Genomic DNA, 19,824 nt, shown 5'->3' on the forward strand with positions numbered 1-19,824 from the left:
TCTGCCTCCTTCATTTTTGATTAATTTACGGTAGCCGCAAGGCGTTCATCACCTTGTATCCGTCCGGATTCTGCCCTAAGGCCGTACATACTTGATTCGTTCACGATGCCGCTAAGGAACATGATAATGTCATCCAACACCTCGACAGTGGTAAATGGGGAGATCGAGAAAAATTTTATTGCCGCCACAGGTTGTCTATCTGGACTATCCAAGATGTTCACAAGGCACTGTCTCGTGGTATCACCGAAAAATACTTTGTCCCGGTGCTTCCCCAGCCTTTCAAACAAAAGTCTGTTCCACTCGTTTGTCGCCCGGATTTGTTCTCCGGCAGCCAGTCCGTCCAGCTCCCGTTTCCATTCCGATCTCCCATTTGGGTAAAAACGGAACATGGTGACCGGCCCGGGATTTTTATCGTTAGTAACCGCTACATTTGAAAAACGATCGAGCAATTTTTTCCTAAAGACCAGGTTAACATGCACATAGTTGGCCAGAAGCTGTTGATACCCTGAAACACCAAACCCGAGCAGCGCGGCATACATGGCAATCGAGCTTGCCATTCTCGAGCATTCAAGCGTAAAGCCGGTATGATAGGATCCATATCCTCGATTGCCCACATACGGAGTATCCCATTCCTTCAAATCCAACAAATGAAGGCACTGGCCATTTTTTACAAGGAACAGGCTGGTTGCATAAGGCGTTTGACCGAGCTTATGGAAGTCAAAGCAAAGGCTGTCAGCTATATGTAAATGCTGCATCCTTTCTCTGATGGACATTAATTCCTCTATTACATTCTCTTCAAACCCTAAACGATTTATCTCGAAATCATAATGGTTGAATAAACAATAAAATCCTCCCATCGCGGAATCAGCATGAATATGAACCGGCTTTTGCCCATATTTTTGCGTAATTTCGTCAGAAGTACGCTTGATCTCTTTAATATCGTCAACACCGAAGGAATCTGTAGTTCCGGCTGTCGCAACGATATAGACCGGAACTCCGCCACTTTTGATGACTTCCTCCATTTTTTCTTTCAGGTCCATTTCATCCATGGAATGATCGGACTTGCATTTTACAGTGATCAGGCGGCTGCTGCCTATACCCGTCGCTTCCACCGATTTTAGAAGGCTATAGTGCGCAGTTTCAGAGGCAAAACAATACAGGTTTCCCGGAATTCCATCCTCTTTCGCTCTTGGATATTGCTTGGCGATAGCTAATCGCAGTCCGGAAAATACAGCTCCCTGTCCGCCCCACGTCGAGTACCCCCAGCTCTGTTTGTGGTCATATCCTGCCAACTTGGACATCATGGCGACTACCTTTACCTCTGCTTCCGCACCCGCGGGACCTGCCACATCATAGATATTGTTGCCGTTTAAAATAACAGTCAGAAGATACCCGATAATACCCGGGATACTTGCCAGCGGCAATGCATTATTAAGGTAGTTTCTCGATTGATAGGGATGCCCTGGGACCAGCCGAAGGAGTTGTTGTAGAACATTGTCGAGTCCGATACCTTGTAATGGAGCAATGCTTTCCTCGACGATTTGCTGATAATAATTATTGGTTCGATAACTGAGCTGTCCTAGTGAGGTTGTACTTGGATTTTTGTGCGAATCAATCTCTTCGATCATTTTTGTTATAAGAGAAAGCAGCACGTTTCGGCTTTCCCTATTTCCATCCTCGCTTGGAAACAAAGCTTGAATTTCTTTCATGTTCCCGCTCCTTCCGGTTGTCATTACACGCCGTGTCTCCTGATTAATCCAACATTTTGTAGTAAAGTTTGCAGGAGTGACTTGTATGACCCGGAATGTTTTTAAACAATGGGTCCTTGGCATATGTATAAACAATAGGGTTGCCTTCTTCATCCAAAGGAACCGTATAGTTCAGCAGGTCACTTAACTTTTGGGAGCGGAAATTTGTTGCGTCTGTAAAAATGGATTTATATCCCTTCTCCTTACCGATTCTCTCCAATAATTTCTTCATCTCTATAGCGACATATTTTTTATTCTTCTCTAATCTAACGCCACACATGAACAGATGGATATGTTCGTCTTTTTGAACTTTCTTTCCGGTTGTCGACTGAAGAAAATGAACATATTTGCGATCCAGGAAATCCAATATGTTCATTATGTTATTGATTGGCTCGAATTTCCCTTCAAACGGAGGAGTCATGTCATCGGGATCGTATGATTCTGCAGCGGTAGCCCCTACTACCTTTCCTGTTTTCTTATCTCTTGCAATAATTGTCAAGCCTTGCTTCGCGGTCATTTTTAAATGTTCAAAGATGAATTCAAATAAAGTTTCCTTTGATAGTCGTAATGCTTTTGTTAACGGTTCAACAATAAAAGCATCACCAACTTGAATCCCAGTAAAAGTATCTGCAAGACATTCAGCGGTCTCGGACACCAACTCCTTGTCAGATTCCGGCAGCACCTCGTATACAAAGTTGTTTTGTGCTTCACTAGCCCCTTCAAGATTTGCACCGCGAGTAATGTCGGCCTGATTCTCTTTGAAAATACTCGTCATTGAATAACCTCCCTCGAAGCCTCAATAAATACGCTGATGCCCGTTTGATCTGCCTCTCTTCTTCTTTTTCATGTACATTTGTTGCAGCACAAAAACCTCCTGTCTGGCATCATAGAGATGAATAGACGGAGGCTCCCGTCGTATTCGGCAACTGGCTGGCATCTTGGATGTACTTATCCACCTTAGCCCCTGTAGTTTTGCGTCGCCACTTTTCAGCGGGTTTGCCATTATCGTACGAAAATATGTTTTGTCGTATATTGTAAATTTACAAGATATTTTTTTGTTTTAATATAGGCCTTTTATATTATTTTATCAAAAACAATTCATAAGTCCTTCTTTTTTGTTTTTGTTGCATCTGTTGAAATGATAGTTTATAGTGACAATAAATTCGCTAGGTTACGACTGTTATACTTCCGATAGACGGAGGTCTTTTATGTGCCAATAACTTTCACAGAAAGAATTACTAGATACAATCCATGGGGGAATCAAAATGAAATTTCACGATTTTAATGTGGGACTTAAGATGCAGGCACAACCATTTGAGGTTACCCGTGATGAAATCCTATCTTATGTACAATCCTATGATCCCATTCACGTACACCATGACGACGAGTATGCAAGATCAACGATCTACCAAGACTTGATTGCCTCCGGCATTCATATGGTTGCCTTGATTCTACGGGAAGGAATAAAGCTTTTCCAGTTGGAGCGAGATTGTTTCGGCGGCTCTGAGTTGAGCAAAGTGCAGTGGGTTGCTCCGGTCTATGCGGGCAGCATCCTGACACCTTCGTTCAGAATTGCAGAAATGCAGGATCGGGGCGATGCAAACTACGGTATCGTAACGGTCCAGTTCACGGCATACAATCAAGAGCATCACCTTGTCGTTATAGGTAAAGTCAACCTGCTCATACGAAAAGAGATCCATGGGTCGCAAAAGTCAAACTGAGTCAAATCCATTCGAGGTGTCGAACATGACGAAAAAGTACGAAAGAGACTTCAAGATACAAACGATCCGAATGATCCCAAGAGGAAGGAAAGCCGGTATCAACTGATATTAAAGGAAGCCTTTTTGTTTCTCAAACCTCGTTTTTCTTCATAATAGGCATGATGCCCGTTTGCGGATAAGTCTGCCGATTAAGCCCCACGGCAGCCTTATTTAGGTTGGTTGAATTATCCATACCTTATGCCTGATTGTTTTGCGACTCCTGCTCAAGAGCCTCGAATTTCCGAGATGATTGAGCTGAGAAACTTTTGCTGTTCAACACTGGCTTTTTCACAAACCCCACAGCACTAACTTGACGTTCTTCTTAGCAGCTTTCATGTCGTTCTTTTTATTCCCAGTTCCTTGCAGAAACAGAGTGGGCGCCTGAATATCCGGAATGCGGTCGATCTCGTCCCATCCCACAAAAGGACTGACCGCTACTACCGCCCTTACATCCTGGCGTTCCGATGCTGTACGCAATGCGACTTCTACTCCCAAACGAGAAGATCAGCCGGGCAGAAATGGTCACGATGCTGATGAGAGGCTGGGGAATGATGCGGCTAGCTCGGGAACCGAGTTCGGGGACGATGCACAATTCCCGAACTGGGCGAAAGGCTATGCTCGTGATTCTACCCCTCTAGCGGGATACGAAGAAATAAAAACCTTATATACAAAGAAACAACCAGAATAGAGGTAATAGAGTGTCATGTTCCATGATCTGTCTACGAACCTGAACAAAAACAGCAAATTTATAGGACAAAGTGAACAAGCAGAATCAACATCGCTTCTATTCATTTTGTTAAAATGAAAGCGATTACAAATGGACGGGAGGCTGACCTATATACGTTGTAAAGTACGGATTTCTTGTATTCGACATGATGACTATTAATTAGGAGGAGCTTTATGAGAAAAAGTATTTTGGCTATTGTATCTTTGCTGTTATTGCTTTCATGGATTCAGATCGGAAACCCCAGGGCTTCGAGTGTAGCGTTTGCCGAAGATATTTCGAGTCTGTCCGGCGTACCGACCAATCTTACGGCCAAGCCCAGAAACAGCCAAGCAGATTTGACCTGGAATCCGCCGGTTGAAGGGTATCCGGTAATCGCATACAGGCTTTACCGGAGCACCGATCCTGCAGGCCCCTACACCAAAATTGCCGATGTACTAGATACCAAGTACCGTGATTTCGGACTGGACAACGGTACTAGATACTATTATCAGGTCACATCCGTAAATATAGGGGAAAGCGCGCCATCTACCGCTGCCGACGTTGTACCGATGGCGCCGCTCGACGCTCCAACCGGTTTGACGGCTATAAGCGGCGACGGTCAGGTTACGATCCGCTGGAACCAGGTTGCTGGAGCTTTAACTTACGATGTGAAGCGCAGTACGGAAGATGGCCGAAACTATGAGACGGTTGTTTCGGGTGTAACAGATCTCCAATATACAGATTCAACGGTAAGCAACGGCACCAGGTATTACTATGTCGTATCGGCCGAAAGCCCGGCAACTGCAAGCGCCAATTCTGCATCCGTTCAGGTAGTCCCTGTGCCGAGCGAAGCGCCTGCAATTCCGGACAGCATTCAAGCTGTTGCCGGCGATGCCCAGGTCATATTGACCTGGCGAGAGGTCAGCGGAGCGGTATCGTATACCGTCAAACGTGGTCCATTCGGCAGCGGTCAATACGAGACGATTAAGACCGGTATACCCGGGACAAGCTATCAGGACGCGGGCCTTGTCAATGGCGTAACCTACGACTATGTGATTTCAGCGGTAAACGAACATGGGGAAAGCTATCATTCCGAACCGATCGCTGTCACCCCTGCGGATGTTTTGGTCGTTGCGAAAGATGGAACGGGTGAATTTTCAACGATTCAAGCGGCATTGAATGCGGTTCCAACCAATAACACCAAAAGGACCGTTATTTATATTCGCAACGGCGTCTATCGAGAGCAAATTGTCGTACCGTCAAACAAGCCGTATGTAAGCCTTGTCGGCGAAAGCGCAACCGGAACGATTCTCGTCTACCATCTTAACGTAAATTCTAAGAAACCTGACGGTACGCCGTATAGTACGACCGAAACGGTCACGGCCCTCGTGCAAGGAAAAGATTTTTCGGCCGAAAACATGACCATCCAGAACGACTCCGGTCAAGGCACCGGTCAGGCGCTCGCCGGTTTTCTAACCGGGGACCGCAGTGTATACAAAAATGTCCGTTTCCTCGGCTTCCAGGATACGATCTACATTGATAAACGGCACTATTTCAAAGACTGTTATATCGAAGGCGACGTTGATTTCATTTACGGTCCGGCGACCGCGTTCTTCGAAAACAATGAGTTGCACAGCAATCGACTGAGAGGCGGTTATATAACCGCGGCAAGTACGCCGGAGACTACAACCTACGGATATGTCTTTAAAAATTCGAGGATCACCTCCGAGCCGGGGGTAAATAACGTCTACTTTGGAAGACCGTGGCGTCCGCACGCTGCAGTGGCTTTTATCGACTCGATGATCGACTCGTCGATCGCATCTTCCGGCTGGAATAACTGGGGCGATGCGACTAAAGAGAAAACGGCCAGATACTCCGAGTATAACAGCCGGGGACCGGGTGCGAATCCGAAAGCGCGTGTAGGCTGGTCGAAACAGCTTACACCGGAGGAAGCAAGTCAGCACACGGTACAAAACGTATTAAGAGGAACTGACAACTGGAACCCGCTGCGCACCAGCATCATTCCGTTAACAGACGCATCCGCTCCTGTAGTAACACTCGACCCACTGCCGGAAACCGTGAAAACCTCTTCGGTTACCGTATCGGGACGAGTGGATAAAGCAGCTGCAGTGTCCGTAAACGGTCAGGACATTGCTGTGGCAACCGACCTTACTTTCAGAGCAACGGTGGCGCTGGAGCCGGGCAATAATATCATCACCGTTAAAGCGGTTGATATCCAGAGCAATCTGGCGGCAACGGCTGCCTTGCAGGTCGTTTACGAGAATACGCCTCCGGTTACAACCATGACATCCTATACGGACGGGCAATATTTGAATGTAAACACTCCGACCTTCACATGGAGCTTCAGCGATGCGGATGCCGGAGACGTACAGCGTGCTTATCAGGTGCAAGGATCGATAGACAATTGGCAGACGACCGCTATTGATACCGGGCAAGTGCTCGGTACCGAGACGTCCTACAAAGCTCCCGCCATGCAGGATAACTATAACTGGAGCATCCGAGTTCGGACGATGGATACCCGGGGGACTTGGTCGGAATGGGCTTATCGAAAATTAGCCGTAGATACCGCAGCTCCGACAGCCAAGGTGGAATATAGTACCGCAGCTATGACGAACCAGGATGTTATTGCCACGATCGAGCCCAATGAGCAAGTGACGATAACCAATAACAACGGGGCTTCAAGCTATACGTTCAGTCAAAATGGCAGCTTTACGTTTGAATTGATAGATAAGGCGGGCAATACAGGAACGGTTGTGGCATCAGTAAACAACATTGACAAGACGGCGCCGACGCTTCATGTCGTTCTTGACAAGACAACGCTCGTGCCGGTGAACCATCAGTTGGAAACCGTAAATGCCAGTCTCTATTCGGAGGATGGCATGTCGGGGATCGACTCGGTCGTGCTGATCTCCATAACGAGCAACGAACCGGACGACGGCTTGGGCAACGGTGATCAGCCAAATGATATACAAGGAGCAGATTACGGTACTCCGGATACTTCATTTATGCTGCGCGCAGAACGAGCGGGTACCGGTTCCGGACGCGTTTACACGATCACATACACCGCAACCGATAAAGTGGGGAATAAGACGACGGCCTCGGCAACTGTAACCGTACCCCGCGAGAAGTCAAGTAAGTAAAACGCTATTGAAGTTTGCTTCCAGGGTTAAGGACATCCCGACAGCGTCTGTACGCTTCGGGATGTTATTGTTACCGGTACAATCCGTTATCATTACTTCGAAGCCAATGGTTTAAGTTTATATTTCATGTTGACCACCATTTTATAATGCCGCAAGGTTAAATACTTCTTCATAATTTAGGATTTTCCCTTCTTCGACGATACTCCCTATTATTTCAACAAACAAAAAGGAGCCGCCGCTAATCAAGCTCCTCACTATTGTAACGTTAGCGTAACACTCGTTTTTCAAGCCTTATTCCATGCTTCATAATATTCATTCATTGTTTGATATCGATCCCCTTTTTCAGCATTGACAGCTTTAAGTGCAGTCAAATATTGCCTCTCAGTAGCTTGCCATTTATCAAATGAACGATCAATTCCACCTCCAATCAGTTGAAAGGCGGTAGCCCCCATTAAAAAAACATTTGACCTTTCATCAATCTCTGTGCCTAGTTGAAACTCTTCAGGCGACATATACCTACTTGAGCCCCACATGCGTCCCCATGTATTTACTACGGGTTTTTTACGATAAAATTCAATGTCGCAAATCATAGTCCGTTTTGTAATAAAGTCGTACATGATACAACCATCATAAAAATCAATAGCGATATAATCACATTCGTTTGCATGTTTGTGAAATAATAATATGTCCTGGTAAATACCCAATTTTTCTTCGAGCGGCAAAGATATGAATTTACCAAAAAAACCATACTGTTTGCCCATACATTCGCCTTCAAACCATTCAAAGACAGTAAGATATCCCCCTTTTATCTCCTTGTGTTCAATCATATCAATGAGCTTGGGATGACGTAAATCTTCGTAAACTGATACAGTTGATTGAAGTCGATTTATTGCTTCATCAATACTTACATTACTTTCTAAAGTTGCTGCGCCCGCCATTTTCAAGAATAGCTTTTTGTTTTCGTCCTGAACTCCAAAGCATAGATAGCCCGAATCCTGCTTATAGAAGACAGTAAAGACCCTGCCATATTCGGATAGGAAATCAAAATCAAAATCTTCTTTCAGTTCAAATGATACCCCATTGATTATTTTTGTTATCATTTTCTACCTCCCTAAAAAACTTAACACAAATTACCATACCAAGGTCAGCTACCATCATTCACTTAGTAGAGGAGTTTTTTGCTAAGGAAGTACACTGCCGTTGCTTTTATTGGCTGGCGTTACACCGTCAATTGAGGAGTGCTACTGCATGGATTCCTATCAAGTCAAACTGACGTTCACTTTTCAATTCGATATAAAAAGACCCTAAGCGGATCTGCTTGTGCAGCTTCATCAGTACCCCTAAACTTCATCCATTACTTCATGAATAGGTATACCATCATGATACGGATATGTTAGAAACTCATTTATAACCGAATCAAAGTTATCTAGTATTGTAATATTACATTTAAACGGCAACTTTGTATAAATGTCTGAAATTAAGTTAAACCTCAACCTTTCTGATAACGAATCAAACCATGAATAAAAAAGCATTCATTTTTAGAGTTTGATTTTTTAATTTGATCAGTTCTATTAGTAATGACTGCGCGAAAAAATCCCCTTATTTCCTCAACTGTAAAGTGATTGGCTAATTGTTGACTAATCGAAATTGACCATGAATTTCGCGAGATTTCTTCTTCCAAATTTTGTTTGTTATTCCCAATGAAAATCTTATCTTCTACAATTTCATCAAGCTCTTTTAGAAATTTCTCTTTGTTCATCCGACATCTCCAAAAAACCATGATAAAGCTTCATCAAGGCCCTTGCATGCTTCGCATGCAAAAAAAGCGTGGTCAGGATCCGAAGACCCCGATCACGCTCTGAAAGTAAACCTATTTCAGAGATGACACATCATTTTCTACATTGACCTGATGATCGAGCACCCACATAAAATATAATGCTTTGGCTGCTTTCTCTCGGGTGACTAACATTTTCGGTTCGAACTCTGTTCCGTTAATCATTTTTCCTCTTGCAATACCTTTCTCGGACCGGATGAGCCCGAGTTCGTAGGCATCCTTTATTTTAGAAACCAAATGGGGTGCGATATCCGCGGTATCCGTCAGCTGCTGCCAGGAAACGAGAGGATAGTACATCGCCCCTCTGGCTCCCGAATCCAGATTCGGATCATACCCCGGATCACCGGGTACCACCGACGTGCCGTTATAATCCGTCATGTATTCCGGCTTGCTGGTAAACTTCGCATGATACGCATCATCCATAATGGCGCCCATCATTTCCCGGGAGAGCTCTCCATCCGGGTATCCATCGAAAATGGTTTTCTTCAAATCCATGAGCTCAGAAAGGCTTCGAATAAATTCATCAACGGTCATCGCCGCATCGGGATGAAAGTTTCCATAATGGTCCTTGTTCATCACACCCAGCTGAAGCAATTTCTCAATCTGATTGCGATAATAAGCCCCGTCACCGGTTATGGTGTCATTAGCCATTTCAGGAAAAATCTTTGACCAATCCCCTGTTAAGGCTGCATGCTTCACATTCCCTTTCAGATACGACACAATCGAAGCGGCAGCAGGATCGCCGGCAAGTTCCTTCTTCACGAGCTCGGTAACAATGATTCGTGCGAATTGTTTGGCCAGCGCTTCTTTATAGTGAGTCCCGTCAATCTTCTTCGATGGGTGTCCGTTGGCGTAGCTTCCGTCGTTCGTCTTACCAGGGGTTTCCCCCGCTTCAATGGACATGAAAATGCCTGTCGTCGCTTCCACACCGATTTCGTTATAATAGTTCAAACTCTCGGAGTTAAGATCGATAAGTGTAAGTGCTTTTTCCTCGGCAATCCGTTTCAGAATATCAGGGAACTTTCGGGTTTTGAAAGAGTTGGTGTAGACATAACCCGGGCTTGCATCCCCTTTCACTCTAGACATCGGCGTTACTAGTATCGGTATCATGCCCCTGGCCTGGATGGCCGGCAGATAGACCTCTTTTATATAGGTCTCATACATGGCTTCCGTCGACCCTCTGCCATAACGACTGAATTCATCGGTTCTTTCGTCATTATGTCCGAACTGAATCAACACATAATCTCCAATGCTTCCGGTCATTAAAATATCGTTCAGCCGGCCCTCCGTATACGCGTTTTTAAACGAGCGTCCACCCATGGAGTAATTAATCACATTCACCTTGTTCAGATGAAACATAGAGTCAATGATCTGGCCCCAGCCGCTCATTGGCGCTTCGTCGAAGGTGTAGGATTTAACGGTTGAATCTCCGAGTATATACATAGTCGGCAGCGTTTCATCTGCTCGCATCCGCGGGGCAATAGGCTGCAAAACAATTTCTTCAATACCAACCGGAGTATTGATTTTATTCGGCTCAATTTCAATGTCCAGATAGTCGCGGCCGTTTGCATACGTATAGGTCCACTCTTTGCCTTTTGCCGATATCGTATACTTCATAGGTACCAGCTTAGCCGCATCCCAATACCCGGATTTCAACAAGCGGCTGGTCTGCATTCCCGAGACGGATACGGTTGTGTCCGCAGCATCGGATGTTGTTTTCACATAAACACTATAGGCACCGGGAGGAGCTTGAATACGGAAAGCCAATCCGTAGTTATTATAATTATCTTTCTCGTTTTTCGGTTCGGCATAGAAGCCAGGCTCTTTGATGTAAAAGCCTGTGCCATCGGAAGTAATGGAAGCCGTATGCACTTCCCGTGGCGGTAAAGCACTGGTTTGATTCACAAAACCATAGCCCACCGAGGAGTCATACAAGGGCGCACCGTTATAGACATCATACACGACAGTCGTGTATCCGGTTTTTGCCTGATTAGTAAAGTTAAACTTATAAGGGCTTTCCAATTGAATGGGAGTCCCCTCCTCTGCCAATCCGTTAATGGAGGTTTCTGCAGCAGTGCTCTGAACAGGTATCAGAATAGCTGTAAGAAGAAGAGTCGAAAGAGCCGCATTCATGAACCTTTTCACTGATTACACTTCCTTCCTGTTTGATCGGTACAAATGACCCGTGCCTCACCTTAGTTAGAAGTCGTCATGTTCACCCGGTACAGAGATTGGTTTTGCGAAGACTCCAGTCAACGTAGGGTCCCAGCCGTCCGTGCCTACCAATACCCGCTGCACCGTTAAGGCGTTTGCTTCCTCTACGGTCATCTGCTTGCTCCAAGGCACACGGGCTTTGGCATTGGCCCCGGGCCCTGTGCTTCCGAATTCTCCGTAAACCGCGGTGGATTCATTCTCCACCTTGCCCCAGTTATTCCAGCCAACCGGGTAGAAATGCGCATCCATCCACGTGTCTACGAATTTCACATTCCCGTACGGCCGCCAAGGTCTTCCCAGGTATACCGTACTGTTCGTCTTGGAGACCCCCTGCAGCTCCAAATCCCATACGTCATTCCAAACACCGGTATACGTTCCGGCCTGCCCGTATTTCTGGATATACGGCTTGAGCGAGGTGGTCCCTCTTGTTTTCTTCGCTTGATAAAAAACATATCCGTTTTTCGCCGTCTGATCGTGTGAGGCTGCCGTCGTATAGCCGCCGAACGTGCCGACATGCTTCATCTCGGATCGGTCGAAATAAGCGATTCCGTTACCATAGATATAATCCACGGTCCCTTCAATATACAGGTTATGGAAGTATTGTCGCCCTCTCTCCACGTATAGCGTATCTTGAAAACCATACAGATTTATGTCACGGAACACCATCTTATCCCCTGATACAAACAAGGCTAGGGCTTGCCCTACTCCCTTCACTCCGCCCGTATCCTTGTTCGGAAAAGCGGAATTTTGCACCGTGAAGTTTTCCATCGTACTGCCGGCTCCCCTTAGCTCGAAGGTGGCTGTTTGTAAGCCCGGGTGGTACGTCACATTCATGTCATACGTAATGACGACACCTTTACGGCTTTCCCCGATAAAGCTAAGGTTGGGCTTGTTGGCCGGGGCAATGACCTTCTCCCGGTAAATACCGTTGCGAATATAAATGACGGTTCGTTCTGTTTGATTCGCAGGAACCGCGTTGATCGCCTCTTGAACGGTACGATAATTCCCGCTTCCGTCCTGAGCCACAATGATTACCTTAGAAGGTGTAGCGATCAACGGCTCGGAACCCGGTCCTTCTCCAAACGGATTGTTCGCTGTAATCACATAGTAATAGGCTGTACCGTTACTAACATCGCTGTCAGTGAAAGCTGCCCGTTTCGTTTCTGTAACCTGCGTAAATGGTCCGTTGTAAGCCGCTGCCCTTTTCACGGTATAGCCCGTTGCTCCCGAAACGACATCCCAGCGTAATATAACCTGACCATAGGTGGTTTCGACTACACCGCCGGTTGGGGCGGATGGGACGCCATCGGGTGCTGTATGCGCAACTGCCCTTGCCTGGGAAGAGTTCATGCTTCGAGCGGAAGCGCTCTCAACACTGACGACATAATAATAGGTCGTTCCATCCACAACGGTAGAATCCGAGTAGCTGGTGAGCGCCGTGGTTCCAATCGTTGTATAAGGACCTCCGGAAACGGTGCTGCGCTTAACCTGATAGACAACTGCTCCTTCCGAGCCCTTCCATTTGATATCCACCCGGCCGCTCTTGACAGTGGCTTTAAGCGATTCAGGCTCGGCAAGCGGTGCGCTCGGATGAACCTCCAGCGGAGTGCTCATCTCTCCCGTACCCGCTATATTTGTGCTGGAAAGCGTATAATAGTAGGTCTGATCAGCATTCAGGCCCGTATCGTAGTAGCTCGTTGTCGTGTTCGGAATGACCGCCGATACTTCCGTGTAAGGCCCTTCCTTTGCTGTACTCCGTTTTAAAGTATAGGTGGCCGCATCCGGTACGGCATTCCAAGTGATCATGACGGCCGATTCCCGTGCGGTCATAGAAATCCCCTGAGGCGGCTCCGGTGCCGGCCTCTCGCCGCTTGGCGTTATGGCATACGGGATCGAATCGGTGGTACCGTAAGGATTCACAGCCCGAACGACATAATAATAAGTTACTCCGTTCGTCAAGCCTGCATCCCGTAACGGCTCAGAGCTGGAAGCGGCTTTTGTAAGACCCTGCGCAACCATAGTAAAGGGGCCTTCCTGGGAATCACCCCTCAGCACATCGTAGGTGACTGCATTAGGCGCGGCTGACCAAGACAGTGCAGCCTGACGGTCCCCGCCAATGCCGTACAAGCCAACGGGTGCATCCGGAGGCGCATTAAGCTTGTACACCTGGACATTGTCAAGCACAATATTCTCAGCGGTAGTACCTCCGGTCGAAGCGCTGAAAGACTGTATTGCAGCAAAGTCTTCGGCTCGACTGCCGAGCGTCCGGTTGTAGAAGGGCTGTTCCCTCAGTTCACCGACAAGCGTACCGTCACTTTCATTCGTTACGTAGTAATCCACACGAAGCGTGTTCAAATTGATCACAGCTTTGAGGTGGTACCATACGGCATTGGTTAGATTGGCCGGTGTTATGTTCGTATAGATGCCGCCCGTATCCGCCCATGCAATTTTGCCGCCTTTAAGGTCCACTTGGATTACCGTATCGGACGTATTCGTTTGACTGTTCACGCCGCCGGTCAGCTTTATTACATTGCGGCCTCGGCTGATGTCATTGTTAGGTCCGTAGAAGTACATATCCTGCTCGACAGTCACAATGCCATCCGATATACGGGTTCCGAGCCCTTTCGTAATGGTTGTGGAACCGGAACCGGAGCCGACGGTGCCCGAACCATTCGCTCCGTCCTCGTCCCGAATAAGCAGTGCGGCGGAAGGAAATGGAACTCCATCCTTACCTGACGAAGTAATGCTTACCGAGCCGTTCGGACCGGTTACGTTCGCGGTATAACCTGCTATCGACTTCACCGTGGAGGTGCTGGTAACGGCCGCATCCGTAATTCCATTAAAATCATCATTAATGAAAGCCGTGTTACCTGGCGGGACTGATAGATCCGAAGCTGAAACCGTGGAAGGAAGGCCCATCTCCAATAAAGAGGCGACAGCCATAAGAGTACACAGTACGATCATTCCAACCTTGTTCATCATGATCTAACCCTCCCGATCGCATAGATACATCCTTGTTTTCTCATGTCACAATCCCTTCTTTTATGAAATTTAAGTAAACCCTTACACCAGCCCTTTCATTATGCCGCTTCTTTCTATCGATGCAAATGATGGTTTCATTCTATTTTTTGACCTTTTGTAATGCTTTTTCTATTCGGAGCTTTCTTGATATACTAGAGTCAACCCAATTTTTTCACCTTAGAGGGAGGAACACCTTTGGCTTACAAAGTCAGCTTCCCGGATATCATGAGTACGCTGCAGCTCATCGGCTTTCATTTTCGCATTGCTGAGCCCGGATGGGCCTATCCCGACCATCATCATAAAATCTTTGAGCTGCTGTATTGCTACGACGGCACTGCGGTTCAATATGTCGATGGGTACTCCGTCACTTACGGTAAGGGGGATTGGTTCATCATTCCTCCCGGCCTGCGCCATCATGTGATGAATTCCGGTCCCGACAACTATATTTACCTTTCGATTCATTTTGACATTGATGATTTGGATTTTCGCCGATTGATTCAATCCCAGCCCATCCAAAAATGCAACATCAGCCAATTTCCGAGTACAGGATTACCACTCGAAAATTTGGACGAGTTTATCAAGAACAACATTCTGGCCACAACGGCGTCAACCGGTTTTTCCCCGGATATCGACGATGTTATTATCGTTAAAGAAAGACTTCGCTTGCAGGCTATCGTTCTCATGATACTGAGTGAAATCATTGATATACAGTTTCTGAATTCAAAGCCACCGCGGATACCTCGACAAGAAAACTCGTTATATGAGGTGGAAACCGCCCATCGAATCGAGCAATACATCTCGGACAACCTCTACTCACCTACTCTTTCTATTAACTTGATCGCTAAGCAGTTTTGTTTAAGTCGGATACAATGCCATAAGCTTTTTACAAAGGTTTACAAGGTATCGCCACGGCAATATATGACAAACAAAAAACTGCAGCAAGCCAAACATTTATTGCTGCATACGGATTTAAAGATCCAGATGATCTCAGAGCAGCTCGGTTTCACATCTCAGAGCCATTTCAGTCGGCAGTTCAAACGATGGACCGGCATGTCTCCGTTACAATACCGGCCCAAATCTTATACGAATGCACTTAGTCCTGACTCAAGCACAAGTGTTACATAAAAATAAGAGGGATAGCCGCTCTTTGAGCAGCACCCCGTCAGGTAGACAGTACAAATAATAAAAATCTCTAGGCGGCCTTGGTTATAAATTCTCTCGGACAAAAGAAAGCTCCCCTTCAAAGCAGCGGTTTTTTAAACCTGTCTACTTTAAAAGGGGAGCATATCATTCTCGCGGCAGCCTTGCTGAATCATCCCACTGGGTTATTGAGCAGGAACACCGGCTTCAACAGGCTGCTGCCACACTTGAAATTTGTTGCCGTCCGGGTCCTTGAAGTTCAGCTGCAATCCGCAGCCTCCTTCATCGCGGACCGTCTCCTCCGTCCATACTCCTGACCCTTGCAATGAATCATACATGGCGCGGATATCATCTGTCTCGAAGCAGATTGGAAACATCTCGAATGGCGCTCCATTCTCTGTCCAGCCAGTCGTCATGAAGTGCAACGGATGACCGTCCTGGCAAGGCAGCAGGAACAACCATTGTCCGCTTTCCATGATCATGATCGCCCCACTGCCCGGCTGGATCGGGGACCGAAGCTTTAATCCGAGCACGCGCTCATACCACGCCGCCGAAGCGGCAACGTCCTTCACCGGTAAATAGGCGCACTCGATACGTTTCAACAATGCTTTTTTCGTCATCATTTTTTTCCAGCCTCCCCCAACTTATTTTGCCGTCTGCAGATCCGAAATGGGCACCCGCTCCAAATTGAGTTACTGGAACGAATACACCGCCAATCTGTTGTATCGGCATCTAAATTTCCTCCTCTACTCTGGTCATGTTTATTTTCTCAAGTGGAAAACTTGGGGCCAAGCGCCCCCGAGGTTGTTCTCCATCAACGGTTTGACTGCTGTAACTTCGAACACCCAGAAAATGTCCATCCGGATCGCTCAACAGAAAACAGCACGACGTCTCTTGCGAATGCCATTCACTAACCGCGATACCGCTATCCACTAAACTTGCACGGTATGCTTCCGCATCTTCCGTCTGAAGCGTCACCACCGGTTCCCACTTCTTTTGCCGGATAAACCGCATCAAAGGAAACTCGTCCCGGCGCGTTAGAATGATTCCGAATTCCGGTATCCCGCGATAACCGAATCGGTCAACGATGACCCCTGCGCTGAGAAATGCGACTTCGTCGTTCGGATCCCTGTCAAGGGAGAATCCGATAGTTCGGTAGAAAGCCGCCGAACGACGCACATCCGCAACCGGTATTTCGATGTTGACCACGGCCTCCGTCGTACCGGCCATGATAACTTGTTCTCCGAGGTTGACGTGATATTGCAGCCAAGTTCCGTCCGGATCCGCCACTTCGAAAAATCTTCCGCAACCGTCATCCGGCAAATCTTGATGCACGGCCGTCGTCTTGATACCGTCAAGCCTTCCAAACATCCCTTCCAAATCCGAAGCATGCAGACGGATGATCGGTTGAAAGTAACCGCCTCTTACCGGAAAATGCATTGGAGGCACCTCGTCTGCTTCTACCAACTCCAGCAGAGGCCCGTGAGGCAGCGCCGGAAATAAGGTCAAGGCGTGCCTCCCGGCGTCGGACCTTCCTTTCCTCAATCCCAGTCTCCCGCAATAGAAGGGCTCCGACCGCTCCACACTTCTTACAGGAATACGTATTCCTGCCACACGAATTGCTGTTTCCCGTTTCACCGCTTTCCATTCCTCCTTTCATACAGATCTCCTCTATAAAACGAACGACTTAACCGATTCCATACATCAAGATAAAAAAATAACCTTGCTTCCGCTTCATGTTGATACAACCATAATCACGTTACCATCCGGATCCTGGAAGGTAAAATATACTTTGCCACCCAGCGCGCGAATGCCTTGTAATCTTGTGCCGGATGAGATCAGGGACAAGTACGCCTCCTGAATCGCCGACGGTTGCCGGCGGCGAAACGCTTCCAACACGGCTTCGAAAAAGTCGGCACACTCGGATGCATTCCCAGTTGACGCGATTATTGCGCGTTTCCCCATCTCTCGTGCGGTTTTTTCATCCCCTGAAGCCGGGAGCGTGCCCGCGACAGAGCCACCTGGACTGCGACTTCCGTGCCGCCGAGCAAAGCCGCCGTCTCCCTCGCCGTAAAATCGAATACATCCATCAACAGCAGGATGACGAATGGTTTCGGCGGCAAACGCCACGCCAGCTCTTCCAGATGCTCGCGCACATTCAGCTCGGCATGAGACGGCCTTTCCGCGGATGGCACCGTCTCCTCCAGGAACGGTACCATCGCAAGCCTTGCCATACGCCGGGTACGGTCTATCCAAAGATTCCTCGCAGCCCGGCACGCGTACCGGAATGAGACCTCCTGCTCCGGTCTCTCCGCGTTTATTTTGAGAAGTCGAAGTATCGTTTCTTGCACAAGATCCTCTGCTTCAAAGTCAGACCCTGTCATTTGCCGGCAATACCGGAGCAGCGGCTGCCTGATCAATTCCACCCCGCCGAGGTGTCCCATGTTTTCTGTTTGCATATTGTTACTTATTCTTTCAAGTTCACTCGTTTCCTTCCGATTGAAAACCAAAACATTAATACATATGTGGAAGCCGGAATCGATGATATTAAGCAGCAAATCAGAGTGGCAGTACGGTTATTAGCTCGGTTTCGCAGATTTCGCCGTTGTCACGGAAGCCGTAGCTTTCATAAAGCTTCTTGGCGGCCAAGTTATCAGCCTTATAAGAAATCCAGCAGTAATGTGCAGGCCCCGCCGGAAAGGTACGGATAAATTCCAAGATTCTTTTCATGGCTTCCCGTCCGTAGCCCCTGTTCTGGTATTGCTTGTCAATCATCAGTCGCAGGATGCAATAGCTGTCGTCTGCGATTGTCGGGAGTTCGTACCCGGTGATTCTATAAGTAATCATAACAAAACCGACCGGCTGTTCATCCGCGTAAATGGCAAACGGAAATGGAAGTCCCCCATTGATTGCAAGGACATAACACGAAGCCACGCTTGACAGATTGGACGCAACGAAGCGGCGTTGATCTTCTGAAACTTCCAGGTTAAATATGGCGCGTCGGTTTTCCAGCGTGATTTTTCTGAGTGTAATCATGCAGGGCTGCTCCCTTCAGCCAATATCATCCTATACACGGTTCCAAAGGTGATTTTCATACCTGCTGCATAAGTGGCTGCTGTTGACGGGGTAAATATCTCTGACAGTGTCTTTTCACATTCATATTGTCTATTAGCCTGCTCCATTGACATTCCGCGTTCTAAAAGGTTCTTAATAAATGTTGAACGTTCCCCAGGGTTACTGAATTTCATAGCCTCATAAACACCGGCGTCCCCAGCTGCTGTTGGATCGTATATATTTACTTTATCACTCACGCGACATTGTACATCGCGTAATCCTAATCGGCTGAAATACAAAGGAAGCTTCAATCCGATATTGCCATCTTTACCAGTACGCTTTAGGTCTCGTTCAAACAATTCCTGCAGCTGCCCTAAAGGAATAACCGTTGACTGATCCACGCCATCAAAGTGAAAACTTGCATTATTTCCAATCCAATGAGGCTCAAATGCAATAACTTTTCCTTCATTTTTTACAGAAGCTATCATTCTTTTTAATGTACTCATGGGATCTTCCATATGCAGCAGCACACCGTGGCATACGGCAAGATCAAATTCCTCTTCAAAGCTTATAGTATTAAAATCCGCAACAAGAAACTCTGTATGGTATGGTAAACTTCGAAAAATCTCTCTCGCGTGCTCAATAAGATTTATTCCGGCATCAATACCTATATATTCCGAACCTAATGGAAGTATAGGCAACAGTCGGAGCCCCAGGTGCCCAAAACCACATCCAAAATCCACGATACGAACAGGGCGATCAATTTTCCATACTCGATTAATCAGAAATTCAATATAGTCATCGTTGTAATACAAGGCAGCAGACTTTTTTAAATACTCAATTTGACTATCCCAATAATATGGCTCCATGTTTTTATCTCCCTTACCGTATTAGCGCCGCGGTCGCTTAAATAACATACAATTTATGCGAAAAAAGTAATAGACTTATGTTGAAATTTTTTGTAGACTATTATGTATCCATGGCTTTTTTAGGGTTGTATGTTCTATTTACATTATTGGTAAACCGGCACGTAATTTGTGCCGGTTTTCTTACGGATTCGTTTTGTGCTTTTTTAATAAAAGCATTGGACCGGTGGAGTAATGATAAAAAAGAAAACAATTATATTAGCGAGCATATGTTGCATTTTATTCCTTGTAGCCTTATATGGGATATATTTAGAATCACA

At 46.8% G+C, this 19,824-nt stretch carries 16 protein-coding genes and 1 riboswitch; of the genes, 3 read left to right on the plus strand and 13 right to left on the minus strand.

What is annotated here, in order from left to right; translation table 11 throughout:
- Positions 1-20: 20 nt before the first annotated feature.
- A complete protein-coding gene (locus tag KZ483_RS20815; RefSeq protein ID WP_220349457.1) occupies positions 21-1,709 on the minus strand; it encodes a pyridoxal phosphate-dependent decarboxylase family protein in 1,689 nt (562 codons plus the stop codon).
- A 43-nt stretch (positions 1,710-1,752) separates the two neighbouring features.
- On the minus strand, positions 1,753-2,523 hold the full coding sequence (locus tag KZ483_RS20820; protein WP_220349458.1) for a hypothetical protein: 771 nt from the start codon (positions 2,521-2,523) through the stop codon (positions 1,753-1,755).
- A 143-nt stretch (positions 2,524-2,666) separates the two neighbouring features.
- A riboswitch (cyclic di-GMP riboswitch) is annotated at positions 2,667-2,759 on the minus strand.
- Positions 2,760-3,013: 254 nt separating this feature from the next.
- Between KZ483_RS20820 and KZ483_RS20825 the strand changes: the two genes are divergently transcribed.
- Entirely contained in the window at positions 3,014-3,469 is a 456-nt protein-coding gene (locus KZ483_RS20825; RefSeq protein ID WP_220349459.1) for a MaoC family dehydratase, read from the plus strand.
- Positions 3,470-3,796: 327 nt separating this feature from the next.
- Here KZ483_RS20825 and KZ483_RS20830 read toward each other — a convergent pair whose 3' ends face one another.
- Positions 3,797-3,985, minus strand: a complete 189-nt coding sequence (locus KZ483_RS20830; protein WP_220349460.1) for a hypothetical protein — start codon at positions 3,983-3,985, stop codon at positions 3,797-3,799.
- A gap of 423 nt (positions 3,986-4,408) precedes the next feature.
- On the opposite strand from KZ483_RS20830, the gene KZ483_RS20835 reads away from it, so the two are divergent.
- A complete protein-coding gene (locus KZ483_RS20835) occupies positions 4,409-7,375 on the plus strand; it encodes a pectinesterase family protein (RefSeq protein ID WP_220349461.1) in 2,967 nt (988 codons plus the stop codon).
- A gap of 284 nt (positions 7,376-7,659) precedes the next feature.
- Here the strand turns inward: KZ483_RS20835 and KZ483_RS20840 are convergent, their stop codons facing one another.
- From KZ483_RS20840 to KZ483_RS20855, 4 genes are all read right to left on the minus strand, one after another.
- Entirely contained in the window at positions 7,660-8,475 is an 816-nt protein-coding gene (locus KZ483_RS20840) for a protein kinase family protein (RefSeq protein ID WP_220349462.1), read from the minus strand.
- A 389-nt stretch (positions 8,476-8,864) separates the two neighbouring features.
- On the minus strand, positions 8,865-9,134 hold the full coding sequence (locus tag KZ483_RS20845) for a hypothetical protein (RefSeq protein WP_220349463.1): 270 nt from the start codon (positions 9,132-9,134) through the stop codon (positions 8,865-8,867).
- Positions 9,135-9,245: 111 nt separating this feature from the next.
- Positions 9,246-11,354, minus strand: a complete 2,109-nt coding sequence (locus KZ483_RS20850; protein ID WP_220349464.1) for a GDSL-type esterase/lipase family protein — start codon at positions 11,352-11,354, stop codon at positions 9,246-9,248.
- 54 nt (positions 11,355-11,408) lie between these two features.
- A complete protein-coding gene (locus KZ483_RS20855; protein WP_258881355.1) occupies positions 11,409-14,405 on the minus strand; it encodes a pectinesterase family protein in 2,997 nt (998 codons plus the stop codon).
- Positions 14,406-14,639: 234 nt separating this feature from the next.
- Between KZ483_RS20855 and KZ483_RS20860 the strand changes: the two genes are divergently transcribed.
- The gene (locus KZ483_RS20860) at positions 14,640-15,569 is read left to right on the plus strand and encodes a helix-turn-helix domain-containing protein (RefSeq protein WP_220349465.1); all 930 of its coding nucleotides are present in this window, start codon (positions 14,640-14,642) and stop codon (positions 15,567-15,569) included.
- A gap of 200 nt (positions 15,570-15,769) precedes the next feature.
- On the opposite strand, the gene KZ483_RS20865 is transcribed toward KZ483_RS20860, so the two are convergent.
- The 6 genes from KZ483_RS20865 to KZ483_RS20890 form a co-directional block, all read right to left on the minus strand.
- Positions 15,770-16,207 (minus strand): VOC family protein, encoded by a 438-nt coding sequence (locus tag KZ483_RS20865; RefSeq protein ID WP_258881356.1) that lies wholly within the window; start codon positions 16,205-16,207, stop codon positions 15,770-15,772.
- Positions 16,208-16,316: 109 nt separating this feature from the next.
- Entirely contained in the window at positions 16,317-17,222 is a 906-nt protein-coding gene (locus KZ483_RS20870) for a VOC family protein (protein ID WP_220349466.1), read from the minus strand.
- 96 nt (positions 17,223-17,318) lie between these two features.
- Positions 17,319-17,549, minus strand: coding sequence for a VOC family protein (locus KZ483_RS20875; protein WP_220349467.1), 231 nt, complete (start codon positions 17,547-17,549; stop codon positions 17,319-17,321).
- Positions 17,531-18,043 (minus strand): RNA polymerase sigma factor, encoded by a 513-nt coding sequence (locus KZ483_RS20880; RefSeq protein WP_220349468.1) that lies wholly within the window; start codon positions 18,041-18,043, stop codon positions 17,531-17,533. Before KZ483_RS20880 ends, KZ483_RS20875 begins: the two co-directional genes overlap by 19 nt.
- Before the next feature lie 100 nt (positions 18,044-18,143).
- On the minus strand, positions 18,144-18,620 hold the full coding sequence (locus KZ483_RS20885) for a GNAT family N-acetyltransferase (protein ID WP_220349469.1): 477 nt from the start codon (positions 18,618-18,620) through the stop codon (positions 18,144-18,146).
- Positions 18,617-19,507: a class I SAM-dependent methyltransferase gene (locus KZ483_RS20890; protein WP_220349470.1), complete on the minus strand. Its 891-nt coding sequence runs from the start codon at positions 19,505-19,507 to the stop codon at positions 18,617-18,619. Before KZ483_RS20890 ends, KZ483_RS20885 begins: the two co-directional genes overlap by 4 nt.
- Between the last annotated feature and the right edge of the window lie 317 nt (positions 19,508-19,824).

Source organism: Paenibacillus sp. sptzw28, from assembly GCF_019550795.1.
Lineage (GTDB): Bacteria > Bacillota > Bacilli > Paenibacillales > Paenibacillaceae > Paenibacillus_Z.